Origin of the sequence: Serratia sp. K-E0102, from assembly GCF_029962625.1 — a bacterium.
GTDB classification, from domain to species: domain Bacteria; phylum Pseudomonadota; class Gammaproteobacteria; order Enterobacterales; family Enterobacteriaceae; genus Serratia; species Serratia sarumanii.
The window spans coordinates 582,549-597,183 of sequence record NZ_CP124754.1 but is presented as its reverse complement, the minus strand read 5'-3'; the positions used below and the strand labels follow the sequence as shown (position 1 = coordinate 597,183).

At 63.3% G+C, this 14,635-nt stretch carries 15 protein-coding genes and 3 tRNA genes; 7 read left to right on the top strand and 11 right to left on the bottom strand.

Annotation, left to right across the window (positions count from 1 at the left end):
* Nucleotides 1–8: 8 nt before the first annotated feature.
* Nucleotides 9–1,001 carry an aldo/keto reductase gene (locus SSARUM2_RS02730; RefSeq protein ID WP_060452790.1) on the bottom strand — a complete coding sequence of 331 codons (993 nt, stop codon included), beginning with the start codon at nucleotides 999–1,001 and terminating at the stop codon, nucleotides 9–11.
* Between the two features lie 118 nt (nucleotides 1,002–1,119).
* On the opposite strand from SSARUM2_RS02730, the gene SSARUM2_RS02725 reads away from it, so the two are divergent.
* From SSARUM2_RS02725 to SSARUM2_RS02710, 4 genes are all read left to right on the top strand, one after another.
* On the top strand, nucleotides 1,120–2,064 hold the full coding sequence (locus SSARUM2_RS02725; protein WP_041037819.1) for a LysR family transcriptional regulator: 945 nt from the start codon (nucleotides 1,120–1,122) through the stop codon (nucleotides 2,062–2,064).
* A gap of 72 nt (nucleotides 2,065–2,136) precedes the next feature.
* Nucleotides 2,137–2,223 (top strand) — tRNA-Leu (locus SSARUM2_RS02720).
* A gap of 36 nt (nucleotides 2,224–2,259) precedes the next feature.
* Nucleotides 2,260–2,346 (top strand) — tRNA-Leu (locus tag SSARUM2_RS02715).
* A 42-nt stretch (nucleotides 2,347–2,388) separates the two neighbouring features.
* A tRNA-Leu gene (locus SSARUM2_RS02710) sits at nucleotides 2,389–2,475 on the top strand.
* A gap of 89 nt (nucleotides 2,476–2,564) precedes the next feature.
* Here SSARUM2_RS02710 and SSARUM2_RS02705 read toward each other — a convergent pair.
* Nucleotides 2,565–2,849, bottom strand: a complete 285-nt coding sequence (locus SSARUM2_RS02705) for a DUF1435 domain-containing protein (RefSeq protein ID WP_033637006.1) — start codon at nucleotides 2,847–2,849, stop codon at nucleotides 2,565–2,567.
* A 259-nt stretch (nucleotides 2,850–3,108) separates the two neighbouring features.
* Here SSARUM2_RS02705 and SSARUM2_RS02700 point away from each other — a divergent pair, with 259 nt between their 5' ends.
* A complete protein-coding gene (locus tag SSARUM2_RS02700; RefSeq protein WP_033652865.1) occupies nucleotides 3,109–4,194 on the top strand; it encodes a GGDEF domain-containing protein in 1,086 nt (361 codons plus the stop codon).
* Between the two features lie 13 nt (nucleotides 4,195–4,207).
* Here SSARUM2_RS02700 and SSARUM2_RS02695 read toward each other — a convergent pair whose 3' ends face one another.
* Entirely contained in the window at nucleotides 4,208–4,804 is a 597-nt protein-coding gene (locus SSARUM2_RS02695) for a TetR/AcrR family transcriptional regulator (RefSeq protein WP_060452791.1), read from the bottom strand.
* A gap of 137 nt (nucleotides 4,805–4,941) precedes the next feature.
* Here SSARUM2_RS02695 and SSARUM2_RS02690 point away from each other — a divergent pair, with 137 nt between their 5' ends.
* Nucleotides 4,942–6,138, top strand: coding sequence for an MFS transporter (locus tag SSARUM2_RS02690; RefSeq protein ID WP_060452792.1), 1,197 nt, complete (start codon nucleotides 4,942–4,944; stop codon nucleotides 6,136–6,138).
* Nucleotides 6,139–6,148: 10 nt separating this feature from the next.
* On the opposite strand, the gene SSARUM2_RS02685 is transcribed toward SSARUM2_RS02690, so the two are convergent.
* On the bottom strand, nucleotides 6,149–7,060 hold the full coding sequence (locus SSARUM2_RS02685; RefSeq protein ID WP_049212455.1) for a LysR family transcriptional regulator: 912 nt from the start codon (nucleotides 7,058–7,060) through the stop codon (nucleotides 6,149–6,151).
* 108 nt (nucleotides 7,061–7,168) lie between these two features.
* Between SSARUM2_RS02685 and SSARUM2_RS02680 the strand changes: the two genes are divergently transcribed.
* Nucleotides 7,169–8,371, top strand: a complete 1,203-nt coding sequence (locus SSARUM2_RS02680; RefSeq protein WP_049212457.1) for an MFS transporter — start codon at nucleotides 7,169–7,171, stop codon at nucleotides 8,369–8,371.
* A 1-nt stretch (nucleotide 8,372) separates the two neighbouring features.
* Here SSARUM2_RS02680 and fucP read toward each other — a convergent pair whose 3' ends face one another.
* Genes fucP through SSARUM2_RS02645 form a run of 7 tightly spaced genes read right to left on the bottom strand, consistent with a single transcriptional unit; the run spans nucleotide 8,373 to nucleotide 14,534 of the window.
* Entirely contained in the window at nucleotides 8,373–9,602 is a 1,230-nt protein-coding gene (gene fucP / locus SSARUM2_RS02675) for an L-fucose:H+ symporter permease (RefSeq protein ID WP_033641777.1), read from the bottom strand.
* 40 nt (nucleotides 9,603–9,642) lie between these two features.
* The gene (locus SSARUM2_RS02670; protein WP_033636999.1) at nucleotides 9,643–10,002 is read right to left on the bottom strand and encodes an L-rhamnose mutarotase; all 360 of its coding nucleotides are present in this window, start codon (nucleotides 10,000–10,002) and stop codon (nucleotides 9,643–9,645) included.
* Nucleotides 9,999–10,775 carry an SDR family oxidoreductase gene (locus tag SSARUM2_RS02665; RefSeq protein ID WP_033636997.1) on the bottom strand — a complete coding sequence of 259 codons (777 nt, stop codon included), beginning with the start codon at nucleotides 10,773–10,775 and terminating at the stop codon, nucleotides 9,999–10,001. The genes SSARUM2_RS02670 and SSARUM2_RS02665 overlap by 4 nt, the downstream gene beginning before the upstream one ends.
* Nucleotides 10,753–11,616 carry an amidohydrolase family protein gene (locus SSARUM2_RS02660; RefSeq protein ID WP_060452793.1) on the bottom strand — a complete coding sequence of 288 codons (864 nt, stop codon included), beginning with the start codon at nucleotides 11,614–11,616 and terminating at the stop codon, nucleotides 10,753–10,755. The genes SSARUM2_RS02665 and SSARUM2_RS02660 overlap by 23 nt, the downstream gene beginning before the upstream one ends.
* A 14-nt stretch (nucleotides 11,617–11,630) precedes the next feature.
* Complete coding sequence (locus SSARUM2_RS02655; protein ID WP_041037809.1) at nucleotides 11,631–12,908, bottom strand: L-fuconate dehydratase; 1,278 nt, start codon at nucleotides 12,906–12,908, stop codon at nucleotides 11,631–11,633.
* Nucleotides 12,909–12,922: 14 nt separating this feature from the next.
* Nucleotides 12,923–13,768 carry a fumarylacetoacetate hydrolase family protein gene (locus SSARUM2_RS02650; RefSeq protein ID WP_033648523.1) on the bottom strand — a complete coding sequence of 282 codons (846 nt, stop codon included), beginning with the start codon at nucleotides 13,766–13,768 and terminating at the stop codon, nucleotides 12,923–12,925.
* A gap of 25 nt (nucleotides 13,769–13,793) precedes the next feature.
* The gene (locus SSARUM2_RS02645) at nucleotides 13,794–14,534 is read right to left on the bottom strand and encodes an SDR family oxidoreductase (protein WP_049194555.1); all 741 of its coding nucleotides are present in this window, start codon (nucleotides 14,532–14,534) and stop codon (nucleotides 13,794–13,796) included.
* Nucleotides 14,535–14,635: the final 101 nt, after the last annotated feature.

The following is a 14,635-nucleotide window of genomic DNA, read 5'->3' as shown; positions in this document are numbered from 1 at the left end:
GCTTTTTTTTAGCCGTTGATATAGGCCATCGACTCAGCGCCGTAGCGATCGCCGGCCGCCGCACTCAGCGGAAACACCGCGTCGATCGCCGCCAGCTCGGCCGCGCTCAGCGTTATCTCCGCCGCCGCGACGTTCTCTTCGAGGTAGCGACGGCGTTTGGTGCCGGGGATCGGCACGATGTGCTCGCCCTGCGCCAACACCCAGGCCAGCGCCAGCTGTGAAGGCTTGACGCCCTTCTGTGCCGCCAGCTCCCCCACCTTCTCCACCAGCGCCAGGTTGCGGGCGAAGTTTTCCCCCTGGAAGCGCGGGTTGCCGCGGCGGAAATCGTCCTCGGCCAGATCCTCCGGCCGCCGGATAGCGCCGGTGAGGAAACCGCGCCCTAACGGGCTGTAAGGCACAAAGCCGATGCCGAGGCGCTCACAGGCCGCCAGCACGCCCTGTTCGGCATCGCGCGTCCACAGCGAATACTCGGTCTGCAGCGCGGTGATCGGATGCACCTTGTGCGCCCGCTCCAGCGTGGCGACCGACGCCTCGCTCAGGCCGATATGCCGGATCTTGCCTTCGCGGATCAGATCCGCCATCGTGCCCACGACGTCTTCGATCGGCACCTGCGGATCGACCCGATGCTGATAATAAAGATCGATCTCTTCTACGCCCAAGCGCCGCAGGCTGCCTTCCACCGAGCGCCGGATATACTCGGGCCGGCTGCTGACGCCGCGCGCCGAAGGATCCACCGGATCGCGCAGGATGCCGAACTTGGTGGCCAGGAACACCTGTTGCCGTTTGCCCTTGATCGCTTCCCCCACCAATTCCTCGTTGGTGTGCGGGCCATACATGTCGGCGGTGTCGAGCAGCGTGACGCCCAGCTCCAGCGCCCGGTGCAGCGTGGCGATGGCTTCCTGCCGATCGGCGCCGGTGGAGTAGAAGTCGCTCATGCCCATGCATCCCAACCCCAGGGCGGAGACGAGGGGGCCGTGAGAACCCAGTTTACGTTGTTGCATTGTGCTGCCCTCATGCGATGAACGGATAACGCAGCAAAGTCTGGTTGTTTACGCTACAAAGATAAATAATGCAGATTGCACATCACTGTTCAAAAATCACCAACAATCCGGAGTGGACATGGATCAGGTTCAAGCCATGCGCATTTTTACCCGCATCGTCGAACTGGGCAGCTTCAGCCGGGCGGCCGAGCGCCTGCAGCTGCCGCGCGCCACGGTCAGCAACGCGTTGAAACGGCTGGAGCAGCGGCTGGGCGTGCGCCTGCTGATCCGCACCACCCGCCAGGTGCAGGTGACCAGCGAAGGCAGCCTCTACTATCAACGCTGCGTACAGTTGCTGGGGGCGCTTGAGGAGGCGGACACGCTGTTCAGCCACCATAAGCTGCAACCGTCCGGCAAAGTGCGCATCGATATGCCCCATTCGCTGGCGCGCCAGATTGTCATTCCGGCGCTGGACGACTTTTACCGCCGCTATCCCGACATCACGCTGGCGCTGGGCGCCAACGACACCCACGTCGATCTTTTGCGCGAAGGCGTGGACTGCGTGCTGCGCGCCTGGGAAACCGAAGACGACAGCCTGGTGGCGCGGCGCATCGCCCAGCTGCCACAGGTCACCTGCGCTTCTCCCGCTTACCTGCAGGCCTGCGGCATGCCACGCGACATTGATAGCCTGGAGCCGCACCGCGCGGTAGGGTATTTTTCCCTGGCCAGCAACCGCGATTACCCGCTGGAATTCTGCCGCGGCGGCAAAGTGGAACTGCGCGAACTCCCCGCCCGGCTGAGCGTCAGCGGCGCCGACGCCTACATCGCCGGCGCGCGGGCCGGCATGGGGTTGATTCAGGCGGCGCGCTATTCGCTTGCCCCCTGGCTGGAACGGGGCGAACTGGTGGAAGTGCTGGCGGACACGCCGCCGCCGCCGATGCCGATTTACATCATGTATCCGCCCGGCCGTTTCCTGGCGCCACGGGTCAGGGTGTTGATTGATTGGCTGATTTGGCTGTTTGACCAGCGGAAAAGCGGCGATATGGCTGTTTTTCCAGCAAACGCCCGCAATGCGGGGAAATAACTGTTGACGTGCCCGCCAAAATCTCTAGAATTCGCCTCCGTGGTAACGTTACTCCGGTAATGTTTCTGGTACGCGAAGGTGGCGGAATTGGTAGACGCGCTAGCTTCAGGTGTTAGTGTCCTTACGGACGTGAGGGTTCAAGTCCCTCTCTTCGCACCAAATAACCACATGATTTATATTGCACTCAGCATCGATGCGAAGGTGGCGGAATTGGTAGACGCGCTAGCTTCAGGTGTTAGTGTTCTTACGGACGTGAGGGTTCAAGTCCCTCTCTTCGCACCACGCTGGCGACGTAATATAAATCAAAGCAACAACATCGACTGTGCGAAGGTGGCGGAATTGGTAGACGCGCTAGCTTCAGGTGTTAGTGTCCTTACGGACGTGAGGGTTCAAGTCCCTCTCTTCGCACCAATTGATGATCTCTCCGGTAGTTCCTTCGAAAAAATCCCAACGCATTGATGAAAAACACGCCTAAGCGTGGTTTTGCCGTTTCCGGCGTTTTACCCGAAGCTGAAGTTGAGGCTGACCGCCGCCAGGCCGCCCGCCAGCGCCATGCAGGAAGGCAGCAGCAGATAATGACGCAGCCGGCTGTTGAACAGCATCACCAGCGTTGCCAACATCGCTATCACGATCAGGCTGCGCAGCTGCATCATATCGAGATCGATCAAGGCCAGCAGCGGCATCAGCGCGCACGGCAGCAAAACGCCCCAGGCGCTGGCCAGGCGATCGCCGAGGCACCAGCTGACGCCCCACAGCCCGCATGCGGCAATCATGGCAGTGAGCATGACAACCCCCTCAAGTGATAATGATAACCAATATCATATAACACTTTTTTGGCCGCCGCATCATTTTCGCTGCGATGACCAAACCCAGATGACACCAGCAGGAAAAAATGATAATTTGACATAAGAAAATTCCTAGTCCTGTTTGCATGATAATAATCACAACGGTCAACCATGCAATTCAAGTGGATATTTCGCGCCAAGGGAATGCTTCTCAACCTTAATTATTCGACAGTACGACTTTGCAAAGAGTGACCTCCGTATGAACGCCCGTTCTTATCAGGAATTACTGAACAGCAAGCAGCGCCTGGCATTATTTCTTTTTCTAATGATGAATGCCGCCTCTTCCATATTTACGTTATTGTTCCCTTTTAGGGATGTCCCTTCTTTTACTCTGCCTTTATTATGCATCCCGTTATTTTGTCTGGCGGCGGCGCTATTTTCTCTGCATACGCCGCGGCAATACCTGTACAAACTCAACCTGTTCGCCAGCGTGCTCGGCCTGCTGTGGGCTGCGCATATCTACGTTAAAAGTCAATATTGCCTGCCGAATAACCAAGATTTTTTATTAATTAGTTTGTTCAGCATCTTTTTTATCAGCGCTATTTCTCTGACGGACAACTTTACCGCCTTTTGTTTACACGCTGTGCCTTCCGCAATGATGATCCTGGCTTTAGACGGTATGCATAATACCCTGCGGATATTATTCACCACGCTATTGCCTATTATCGCTTTCTCCATTCATCACCTGATGTTGAAACGCAGTGAAATCTTTACCCACGCGCTGGTGGCCAACCTGTATAACGAGCGGGACAAATTCAATAATTTGAGCATGCTCGATCCCCTGACCGGCCTTTATAACCGCCGCGGGCTGGAGAATAAGATCAACATGCTGCTGGAACCGCAAACCGGCCGCCACTACGTGCTGCTGCTGGATATCGACCACTTCAAGGTCTACAACGACAGCTACGGCCACGCCATGGGCGACCGGGCGCTGGTGCAGGTGGCGATCGCCATCCGCGATGCGGTGCGTTCGCGCGACATCGTGGTGCGCTACGGCGGGGAAGAGTTTTTGGTGCTGCTGACCAACGTGCACGAAGGCTACGCGGCGCAGCTGGCCGAACGGGTGCGCCAACGGGTGGCGGAACTGAATATCCCGCACGGCGCCAGCCCGCAGCACAGCGGTACGCTGACGCTCAGCGCCGGCATCTCGGCATTGGAAAAACTGGACGTCGAATCGGCGATCGGCGCGGCCGACGCCGCGCTCTATCTGGCGAAGCACAGCGGCCGCAACAATATTCAGCTGGCGCAAAACGTCCAGCCCGCCCTGCTGCTGCCGCAGGAGTAAATACCCTGCCCGGTTAAGCGGCCATTGGCCGCAAGCCGTTCAGCAACAGCGACAAACCGGCCAACGCCTGCTCCAAAGCGGTTTTCTCATCCGGCTGGTGCGCGATCCAAAGCGCGGCATCCATCAGGCCGCCGTTGATCAAATGCGCCAGCGATTCCGGCTCGGCGACGGCGATGCGCCCCTGCGCCATCAACGCCTGCAATGCGCCCGTCATCCAGACAATGCATTGCAGCTTACTGGCCTGCAAATATTCAGCCCCCAGCACCGAAGGTGAATCGCGCAACAAAATGCGTTGCGCTTGCGGCTCCGTCATCATGATCAAATAACCGCGACAACGCGCCGCAAACGCCTCCCAGTCATCCGCCGTACGCGCGGTAATGTCGGCCAGGCGCGCATCTATCTCGGCGTCGATTTCTTGCACGACGGCCAAAAACAAACCTTTCTTGTCCCCAAAGTGGTGGTAGAGCGCACCGCGCGTCATGCCGGCTTGCGCGGTGAGTTCATCCATCACCGTCTCGGCATACCCCACGCTGCCGAACTGCTGACGGGCGGCAGCCACCAGTTTTTGTCGGGTTTCTTCAATCATTTCTGCGCGCGCTTTACGTGCCATGGGTCCACTCCCGCCTCGTTATTGATGAACGTTATAATTGACATACACCATGTATGTCAATTAACGTAACATACGTGGCGTATGTCAATGATGGCCATTGAGCGAATACTGAGCCGCCAACTTCTGGAGCCCTTTCCATGGCAAATCCTTATTTCAACCTGTTCAACGTCCCGGGCAGCAAGGCGTTTTCCTCTGCCGGGCTGATCGCGCGCCTGCCGGTCTCGATGACCGGTATCGGCATCATCACCATGCTCTCACAGGTACGCGGCTCTTATTGGTTGGCGGGCGCGGTGGCGGCGACGTTCGCCTTTTCCATGGCGCTGCTTGCGCCGCAAATCGCGCGCGCGGCGGATCGTCACGGCCAAAGCCGCGTGCTGCCGTATGCCACCGGGATCAGTACGCTCGCCCTGCTACTGCTGTTGCTCTGCACCCACTATCGGGCGCCGGACTGGACGCTGTTCGTCTTCGCCGCGCTTGCGGGCGGCATGCCCAGCATCTCCGCGATGGTCAGAGCCCGCTGGAGCGAAATTTATCGCGGCACACCACAGCTGCACACGGCATTTTCATTCGAGTCCGTGTTAGATGAAGTGGCCTTTATCGTCGGCCCACCGATCGCCGTGGGGCTTAGCGTTTCACTCTTCCCAGAAGCCGGCCCTCTGGTGGCCGCGCTGCTTCTGGTGGCGGGCGTTGCGGCATTCGCCTCGCAAAAAAGCACTCAGCCCCCGGTCTACACCCGCAATAACCAGCGGCAGCGCGCCATCCTGGCCATGCCGTCAATGCAGATCCTGCTGCTGGCGCTGATCGCCCTGGGCACCATCGTCGGCACCGTGGACGTCATCAGCGTGGCCTTCGCCGAGCAGCAAGGACAGCCGGCCGCCGCCAGCATCGTGCTGTCGGTTTACGCGTTCGGCTCCTGCCTGGCCGGGCTGATTTTCGGCGCAATGAAGATCCCCGTCCCCTTGCCTCGCCTGTTCTTATACGCAGCGTTCGCCACCGCCTTCACCACCCTGCCGCTGCTGTGGGTGCACGATGTCTTGACGCTGGCGGCGGCGATGTTTGTCGCCGGACTGTTTTTTGCTCCGACCATGATCATTGCCATGGGGCTGGTTGAAAACATCGTGCCGCCCTCCCGGCTGACGGAGGGGTTGACCTGGATGGTCACCGGCCTGGGGATAGGCGTGGCGCTCGGCGCCGCATTGGCGGGCCTGACGATCGATGCCGCCGGGATAGCGGCCGGCTTCGGCGTCACGCTCACCGCCGGGCTGATCGTGCTGCTGGTGGCGGCCGGCGGCTACCGCTTAATGCGGCGAACGCTGGCCTTGAAAGCGGCGTGAATCGCCCGCGCTAAGCGGTTTCCCAAATCGCCTTGCCCTGCCAGCGCCCTTCGATCGCCGCCAGGAACAGTTTCACCTTGGGGGAGAGATGGCGCCGGCTGGGATAGACGGCGCAGATCGGCGGCCCCGGGCGGCAATAGCGCTCCAGCACCGGCACCAGCGTGCCGGCCGCAATCTGCTCGCCGACCAGAAACGCCCCCACCTGGCACAGGCCGGCTCCGGCGACGGCCGCATCCCGCAAGGCCTCGACGTTGTTGAAACGCATCCGGCCGCGCACCGGCTGTTCGTGCAGTTGGCCGTTGACCAAATAGCGCCAGGGCGCCGGCAGCCCCTGATGGCTGAAGACCAGCGTCTCGTGATCGCCCAACGCCTCCGGTTTCGCAGGCGTGCCGTGCCGCGCCAGATAATCCGGCGCCGCGCAGGTGATCAGGCGATGTGGCGCGAGCACCCGCCGCACCAGCCGGCTGTCGTCGTTGCCGCCGACGCGGACAGCCACGTCTATGCCGTCGCGCACCAGATCGCTGTAATCATCGGAGAAGCTGACGTCGGCGTCCACCTCCGGCCACTGCGCCAAAAACTCCCGCAGAATCGGCAGGATATGCAACCGCCCCAACGAGACCGGCAGATCCAGCCGCAGCCGCCCGCGTGGGGTTTGCCGCCGCGTATTGAGCGCCGTTTCCGCCTCTTCGGCCTGCGACAGGATGCGCTGCGCATACTCGTAAAACACCGCGCCGTCTTCGGTCAGGCTGACGCTGCGCGTGGTGCGCTGCAGCAACCGGGTGGCCAATCGCTCCTCCAATCGGATCACGCATTTGCCCGCCGCCGAGCGGGAGATGCCCAGCCTCTCGGCCGCCAGCGTGAAGCTGCAGGCGTCGGCGACGCGAATGAACACCAGCAGGTCGGTCAGGTTATCCAACGGCATAGACGGTAAATTAGCCACGATTTGTCCCCAATGTTGCGCATTCAGGCCAGTTTATCAGCCATTTTGGCGCGGATACACTGAGGCTCTTCATCTGTTGGGAGAGTCATTATGAGTGCCTTACACGCCGGCGGCGGCGCAAAACCCTGGCTGGCGACCTTCGCCATCGGCCTATCCACCTTTACCGTCGTCACGGCAGAAATGCTGCCCGTCGGGCTGCTGACCCCGATAGTCAGCACCTTGAACGCATCGATAGGCCGCGCCGGGCTGCTGATTTCCCTGCCTGCCCTGTTCGCCGCGCTGTTCGCCCCGCTGGTGGTGCTGGGCGCCCGGCGCACAGATCGCCGCAGCCTGCTGATCGTCTTTCTGCTACTGCTGATCGCCGCCAACCTGCTGGCCGCCGCCGCTACCTCCATGGCGCTGCTGTTCGCTGCGCGCATCCTGCTGGGCTTTTGCATCGGCGGTATCTGGGCCATCGCCGGCGGATTGGCGGAACGTCTGGTGCCGCCGGCCTCCGTCGGATTGGCGCTGTCCGTCATCTTCGGCGGCGTAGCGGCGGCCTCGGTGCTCGGCGTGCCGCTCGGGGTGTTCCTCGGCGAAGCGCTGGGCTGGCGCATGGCGTTTCTGGCCGTCGCCGTCCTGGCGGCGCTGACCCTGCTCCTGCTGCTGTGCGTGCTGCCGCCGCTGCCGGTCACGCAGGCGGTGAGCTGGCGGTCGTTCACCGCGCAGCGCGCGAATCGCCGGTTGCTCCTCGGGCTGCTGCTGACGTTTCTGCTGGTCGCCGGCCACTTTATGGCTTACACCTTTGTCCGCCCGCTGCTGCAGACGGTCGCCGGCATCGAGAGCCGCTGGGTGGGGCCGCTGCTGTTCGCCTACGGCGTCGCCGGTATCGTCGGGAATTTCATCGCCGGCCAGGCCGCCGCCAAACGGCTGCGCCGCACCCTGGCGCTGATCGCCTTCGGGCTGACGCTCGCCGTCCTGCTGCTGCCGTTGCTGGGCCGCGCGCCGCTGAGCGGCGGTGCCTTCCTCCTGCTGTGGGGCATCGCCTACGGCGGCGTTTCCGTTTCGCTGATGGCGTGGATGCTCAAGGCGGCACCCGACGCGGTCGAGGTCGCCTCTTCGCTGTATATCGCGCTGTTTAATATGGCGATTTCCTGCGGCTCGCTGGCGGGCGGGCTGGTGGTGGACGCCGGAGGCTTGACGATAAACGGCGTGCTATCCGGCATCGTGCTGCTGCTGGCGCTGGCGATCCTGATGCGAACGCGCCCACAGGCGCTGACAACGGCGGCGAAGGCCGATTCGCCGCCGGGGTGAATCAGGCGCGGCGCTGCCGCAGGCCGTAAACCAGCACCACCGCGAAGCACAGCAGCGGCAACAGATAAGAGAGCGCGGTGCTGTAACGGTCGGCCAGCGCCCCCATAAAGTACGGCATGATGGCGCCGCCGACGATCGCCATGATCATAAAGGAGCTGGCGCGCTTGGTGTGTTTACCCAGGTTTTTCACCCCCAGGGCGAAAATGGTCGGGAACATGATCGACATAAAGAAGAACACCGCGATCAGCGCCACCACCGACACCCCGTCGACGCTCAGCATCACCACGCCGCACAGCGCGATGTTGATCAGCGCATAGGCCGCCAGCAGCGTCGCCGGTTTGACTCGCCCCATCAGCCAGGTGCTGAAGAAGCGCCCGACCATAAAGCAGATCATGGCGATCGACAGCAGGTAAGAGGCGCTTTGGTTAGACACCTCGCGCCAGTGTTCGGTGGCGTAGTTGATGAAGAACGCCCCCACGCCCACCTGCGCCGCCACGTAGAAGAACTGCGTGATCACCCCGCCGACGAAATGCGGATGCTGCCATAATCCCTGCGCTATCACGCCGTGCACCGGTTTTTCCTCTTCGCGGATCGCCGGCAGCCGGGTGCGGCTGAACAACAGCGCGATCAGCAGCACCAGCACGGCGATCGCCACATAGGTCATCTTCACCGCGCTCTGATCGCCGCCGCCGGCGGACTGGCTGGCGGAGAAGAACAGCGTGCCGCCGATCAGCGGGCCGATAAACTGCCCGAGGCCGTTGAACGACTGGGCCAGGTTGAGCCGCCGTTCGGCGCCCTGCGCGTCGCCCAGCACCGTGGCGTACGGGTTGGCGGCCGTTTCCAGGCAGCCCAAACCGCTGGCGATAACGAACAGCGCGAACAGGAACACGCCGAAGCTGTTGGCCGACGCCGCCGGCACGAACAGCAGCGCTCCCAGCGCATACAGGCACAGCCCGACCAGAATGCCCGCCTTATAGCCCTTGCGGTCCATAAAGTACCCGGCGGGCAGCGCCACCAGGAAATAGGCGCCGAAATAGGCCGCCTGCAGCAGCCCCGATTGCGCCTTGGTGACGTGCAACGTCTCCTGAAAATGTTTGTTTAATACGTCCAGCAGGCCATAGGACAGCCCCCACATGAAGAACAGGCTGGTGACCAGGATAAAGGCCCAGCGCAGATTGGCGGTCACGGCGACGCCCGGCTGCGCGGAGGCCGCACTTTTTTCAGCAAGCATGGTGATACCCTCGTATCGTCTGGCGATGATGATGTTGGCGTTATTGCTGTTGCAGAGAAAATATCCGCGCCATTTCCACCCATTTTTCGCCCTGCGGCGTCCAGGGGGTGGCGGCCTGGTAGTGCCACATCAGCGCTTCCCATCGCTGTACTTCGGGGTTGTTCAGGCTGGCGGCGTCAAAACGCGCGGCGTCGAAATCGGCGCTGACCTCCACGATCATGAACAGCCGGGTGCCCAACCGGTAAATCTCCATGTCCAGAATGCCGTGCTCACGCAAATGCGCGGCGATGCCCGGCCAGATGCGCTGATGCTGCTGCTGGTACTCCGCAATCAGCGCCGGTGAGTCAATCAGATCGAGCGCCTGGCAGAAACGGCGCCGCCCTGCCGCCGCGCCGCTCACGTCAGCGCCCGATCGAGATGCAGGTAGCCGCCGTCCACCGACAGCCACTGCCCGGTGGTATGCGATGACCGCGACGACAGCAGAAACGCCACGGTATCGGCGATCTCCTGCGGCGTGGTCATGCGCTGCCCGAGCGGAATGCGCGCGGTGATTTTCGCCATCTGCCGCTGCGGCTCGGCGAAGGTGTTGAGCCAGCGCTGGTACTGCGGGGTGATCACCTCCGCCGGCACCACCGCGTTCACCCGCACGCCGTCATGGCGCAGCGACACCGCCCATTCGCGCGTCAGCGCCAGCACCGCGCCCTTGGCGGCGGTGTAACCGCTGGTGCCGCCCTGGCCGCTGAGCGCGGTCTTGGAGGCGATGTTGACGATAGCGCCCCGGCTCTCCTGCAGCGCCGCCTGGCACAGGTGCGCCATCAGGTAGTAGTGCACCAGGTTCTTTTCCAGCGAGCCGACGAAGGCTTCGCGCCCCGCCTCCAGCCCGACGCCGTCGTTGACTCCGGCGTTATTCACCAGCCCGTCGATGCGGCCGAAGGCCGCCAGCGTCTGGCTGACCGCGCGGCGGCAGGCCGCCTCGTCGCACAGTTCGGTGAGGATCACCTCGGTGCGCGGCTGCAGCCGCTGCAAATCGGCCAGCAGCGCCGCCTCCGGCGCGGCGTTGGTGACCAACACCGGGATCGCCCCTTCTTCGGCCAGCACATGTGCAATCGCCGCGCCGATGCCGGCACCGCCGCCGGTGACCAGCACCACCTTATCTTGCAGATACAGATCCATAACCAGACTCCGTTAAACCGTAAATTCGCCAGGCGGTGTCGCCCCAAATCGCCGCCTGCTCGGCGGCCCCCAGCGTCGACAGCGCCCGTTCGCACAGTTGCACCACCTGGCGGTAATCGCCGGCCAGCAGGCACACCGGCCAGTCGGAGCCGAACATCAGCCGCTGCGGGCCGAACGCCTCCAGCGCGGCGTCGAAGAACGGCAGCAGTTCTTCCGCCCGCCACCGGCCACTCGGCGCTTCGGTGATCAGCCCCGACAGCTTGCAGGCCACGTGCGGCAGCGCCGCCAGCGGCCGGATTTGCTGCGCCCAGTGCCGCGCGCCGCGCGCGATATCCGGCTTGCCGAGATGATCCAACACCAACCAGTGCTCATCGTGGCGGGCGGCGAACGCCGCCGCGGCCGCCAGATGCCGGTGCGTCACCAGGATCTCGTACACATACCCGGCGCGCTGCAGCGTTTGCATGCCGTGCCCCACTTCCGGCCGCGCCAGCCAGGCCGCCGGATCCGCTTCGTCCTGCACCTGATGGCGCACCCCGCGCAGCGCGCTATAAGGCCGCAAGGCCTCCAGACGCTGCGCCAGCTGTGGCGAAGCGATATCCAGCCAGCCCACCACGCCGCATACGCCCTCGCTCTGCTCAGCCAGCGCCAGCAGGGCCAGCGTCTCGCCCTCGCTGGGGCGCGCCTGCACCGCCAGCGCGCCGTCGAACCCCTGTTCCTGCAACAGCGGCCGCAGCCGGGGCGGATCGAAATCCTGCCGCAGCACGCGCATCCGCTCGTCGATCCACGGGTAGTGCCGTGGCTGATAGCGCCAGAAGTGCTGATGAGCGTCGATGCGCGGCATGCGTTCCTCCCGCCTCACCCGCGGAACCGATACTGCTCGATCGACGACGGATGCATCTCGATCGAATAGCCGGGGCGGCTCGGCGGCATGTAGGCCGCGCCGTTGATCACGCAGGGATCGACAAAGTGTTCATGCAGATGATCGACGTACTCGATCACCCGGCCTTCGTGGCTGCCGGCAATGCACAGGTAGTCGATCATCGACAGGTGCTGCACGTACTCGCACAGCCCGACGCCGCCGGCGTGCGGGCAGACCGGCAGCTGGTATTTGGCCGCCATCAGCATCACCGCCAGCACTTCGTTGACGCCGCCGAGGCGGCAGGCGTCGATCTGAACCACGTCTACCGCGCCGCGCATGATGAACTGCTTGAACATGATGCGGTTCTGGCACATCTCGCCGGTGGCCACCTTGACCGGCGCCACCCCTTCGCGGATGCGGCGGTGCCCTTCCACATCATCCGGGCTGGTCGGTTCTTCGATAAACCAGGGTTTGGCGAACGCCAGATGCTTCACCCACGGAATGGCTTCGTCCACCTCCCACACCTGGTTGGCGTCGATCATCAGCCGGCGATCCGGGCCGATCACCTCGCGGGCGATGCGCACCCGGCGGATGTCATCTTCCAGATCGCGCCCGACCTTCAGCTTCAGGTAGGAGAAACCGGCGTCGACTGCTTCCTGGCACAGGCGACGCAGCTTGTCGTCCGGATAACCCAGCCAACCGGCGGAGGTGGTGTAGCAGGGATACCCCTCCTGCAGCAGCCGCGCCAGACGCTCTTCTTTGCCCTCGGCACGCTGTTTCAGCAGCGCCAGCGCTTCCTGCGGCGTGATGCAGTCGGTGATGTAACGGAAGTCGATGCAGCGCACCAGCTCCTCCGGCGTCATCTCCGCCACCAGCCGCCACACCGGCTTGCCGACCGATTTGGCCCACAGATCCCACACCGCGTTGACCACCGCACCGGTCGCCAGATGAATGGCCCCCTTGTCCGGCCCGATCCAGCGCAGCTGGCTGTCGCTGGTGAAGCGCCGCCAGAAGGCGCCCATGTCGGCGGCGATATCCTCCAGCCGCTCGCCGACGATCTGATGCTCCAGCGCGCGGATCGCCGCGCAGCAGATCTCGTTGCCGCGGCCGATGGTGAACGTCAGCCCGTGGCCGCTGAGATCCGCGCGATCGGTCTCCAGGATCACGTAGGCGGCGGAATAGTCGGGATCCGGATTCATGGCGTCGGATCCGTCCAGCCCCAGCGACGTGGGGAAACGAATGTCTTCAACCCGCAGTGCGGTAATGGTGGTCATGGCGGCGCTCCCGGTTAGGCCTGTACGGTTTGCTGGCGCTGTTCGCCCAGCCCTTCGATGCCCAGACGCATCGTCTGGCCCGCCCGCAGGTAGATGGGCTGCGGTTTCTGCCCCATGCCGACGCCCGGCGGCGTGCCGGTGGAGATCACGTCGCCCGGCTGCAGGCTCATAAAGCGGCTGAGGTAGCTGACGATCTGCGGAATGCGGAAGATCATGGTGCTGGTGTTGCCGTCCTGATAGCGCTTGCCGTCCACCTCCAGCCACAGGTTCAGGCTGTGCGGATCGGCGATCTCGTCGGCAGTCACCAGCCAGGGGCCGATCGGCCCGAAGGTGTCGCAGCCTTTGCCCTTGTCCCAGGTGCCGCCGCGTTCAATTTGATATTCGCGTTCTGAAACGTCGTTGATCACGCAGTAGCCGGCGACGTGGCGCATGGCGTCAGCTTCGCTGATGTAGCGCCCGCCCTGGCCGATCACCACGCCCAGCTCCACTTCCCAGTCGGTTTTCTGCGAGCCGCGCGGGATCTCCACCTGGTCATAGGGGCCGACCACCGCGCTGGTCCATTTGTTGAACACCACCGGTTCTTCAGGAATGGCCGCGCCGGTTTCCGCCGCGTGATCGGCGTAGTTCAGGCCGATGCAGATAAACTTGCCGATGCCGCCGACGCAGGCGCCGAGGCGCGGCTGCCCTTCGACCAGCGGCAGCGCGGCGCTGTCCAGCGCGCGCAGTTTGGCGAGCGACGCCGGCAATAACGCGGCGCCCCCCACGTCGGCGATATGCTGCGACAGATCGCGCAGGCGGCCCTGCGCATCCAACATGCCGGGGCGCTCTTGCCCGGGTTGCCCGTAACGTAAAAGTTTCATGCGTTCCTCTCTCAAAAATGGCGGCTCAGTTGCTCCAGCCGCCGTCGATGATCTGCACCGTGCCGGTGGTGTACGAACTGGCGTCGGAGGCCAGATACAGCGCCAGTTGGGCGATTTCCTCGGTGGTGCCGATGCGCCCGATCGGTTGACGGGCGACGAACGCCTGATACACCTCTTGCTCGCTGCGCCCCTGCTCGCGCGCCTGCTCGGCAATGCGCTGGCGCAGCGACGGCGACTCCACCGTGCCGGGGCAGATGGCGTTGCAGCGGATGCCCTGCGTGACGTAGTCCGCCGCCACCGAGCGCGTCAGGCCGATCACCGCCGCCTTGCTGGCGCTGTAAGCGAAGCGGGTCGGCACCCCTTTCACGCTCGAGGCCACCGAGGACATGTTGATGATCGAGCCTTTGCCGCGCGCCAACATGCCCGGCAGGAAGGCGCGGATCATGCGGAACATCGCGGTAACGTTGAGATCGAGCGCGAACGCCCACTGATCTTCGCTGCAATCGAGGATCGATCCGCTGTGCACCACGCCGGCGCAGTTGAACAGCACGTCGATCGGGCCGATCGCTTCCGCCGCCGCCGCGATGGCGGCCGGATCGGTGACGTTCAGCGTCAGTGCGCGGATCCCGGCGCAGCCCTGCAGGCGCTCGAGGTTGATGTCGCTGGCGATCACCTCGGCACCGGCGGCGGCGAACAGCCTGGCGGTGGTAAAACCGATCCCTTGCCCGGCGGCGGTGATCAGTACGCGTTTCCCGGTTAAATCCATCTTGACTCCTCGGCCTAAAGGTCTAATGGTCAGGCCACTAAAGGCGGTTAAAGGTCAGGCCTCTAACATGACAAAAGACGCTTTACGCGTTATCGTTGGGG

Bases quoted from the DNA above. Each gene is read 5' to 3' on its own strand.
- SSARUM2_RS02730 (WP_060452790.1), bottom strand. From the start codon at position 1,001: ATGCAACAACGTAAACTGGGTTCTCACGGCCCCCTCGTCTCCGCCCTG.
- SSARUM2_RS02725 (WP_041037819.1), top strand. From the start codon at position 1,120: ATGGATCAGGTTCAAGCCATGCGCATTTTTACCCGCATCGTCGAACTG.
- SSARUM2_RS02705 (WP_033637006.1), bottom strand. From the start codon at position 2,849: ATGCTCACTGCCATGATTGCCGCATGCGGGCTGTGGGGCGTCAGCTGG.
- SSARUM2_RS02700 (WP_033652865.1), top strand. From the start codon at position 3,109: ATGAACGCCCGTTCTTATCAGGAATTACTGAACAGCAAGCAGCGCCTG.
- SSARUM2_RS02695 (WP_060452791.1), bottom strand. From the start codon at position 4,804: ATGGCACGTAAAGCGCGCGCAGAAATGATTGAAGAAACCCGACAAAAA.
- SSARUM2_RS02690 (WP_060452792.1), top strand. From the start codon at position 4,942: ATGGCAAATCCTTATTTCAACCTGTTCAACGTCCCGGGCAGCAAGGCG.
- SSARUM2_RS02685 (WP_049212455.1), bottom strand. From the start codon at position 7,060: ATGCCGTTGGATAACCTGACCGACCTGCTGGTGTTCATTCGCGTCGCC.
- SSARUM2_RS02680 (WP_049212457.1), top strand. From the start codon at position 7,169: ATGAGTGCCTTACACGCCGGCGGCGGCGCAAAACCCTGGCTGGCGACC.
- fucP (WP_033641777.1), bottom strand. From the start codon at position 9,602: ATGCTTGCTGAAAAAAGTGCGGCCTCCGCGCAGCCGGGCGTCGCCGTG.
- SSARUM2_RS02665 (WP_033636997.1), bottom strand. From the start codon at position 10,775: ATGGATCTGTATCTGCAAGATAAGGTGGTGCTGGTCACCGGCGGCGGT.
- SSARUM2_RS02660 (WP_060452793.1), bottom strand. From the start codon at position 11,616: ATGCCGCGCATCGACGCTCATCAGCACTTCTGGCGCTATCAGCCACGG.
- SSARUM2_RS02655 (WP_041037809.1), bottom strand. From the start codon at position 12,908: ATGACCACCATTACCGCACTGCGGGTTGAAGACATTCGTTTCCCCACG.
- SSARUM2_RS02650 (WP_033648523.1), bottom strand. From the start codon at position 13,768: ATGAAACTTTTACGTTACGGGCAACCCGGGCAAGAGCGCCCCGGCATG.
- SSARUM2_RS02645 (WP_049194555.1), bottom strand. From the start codon at position 14,534: ATGGATTTAACCGGGAAACGCGTACTGATCACCGCCGCCGGGCAAGGG.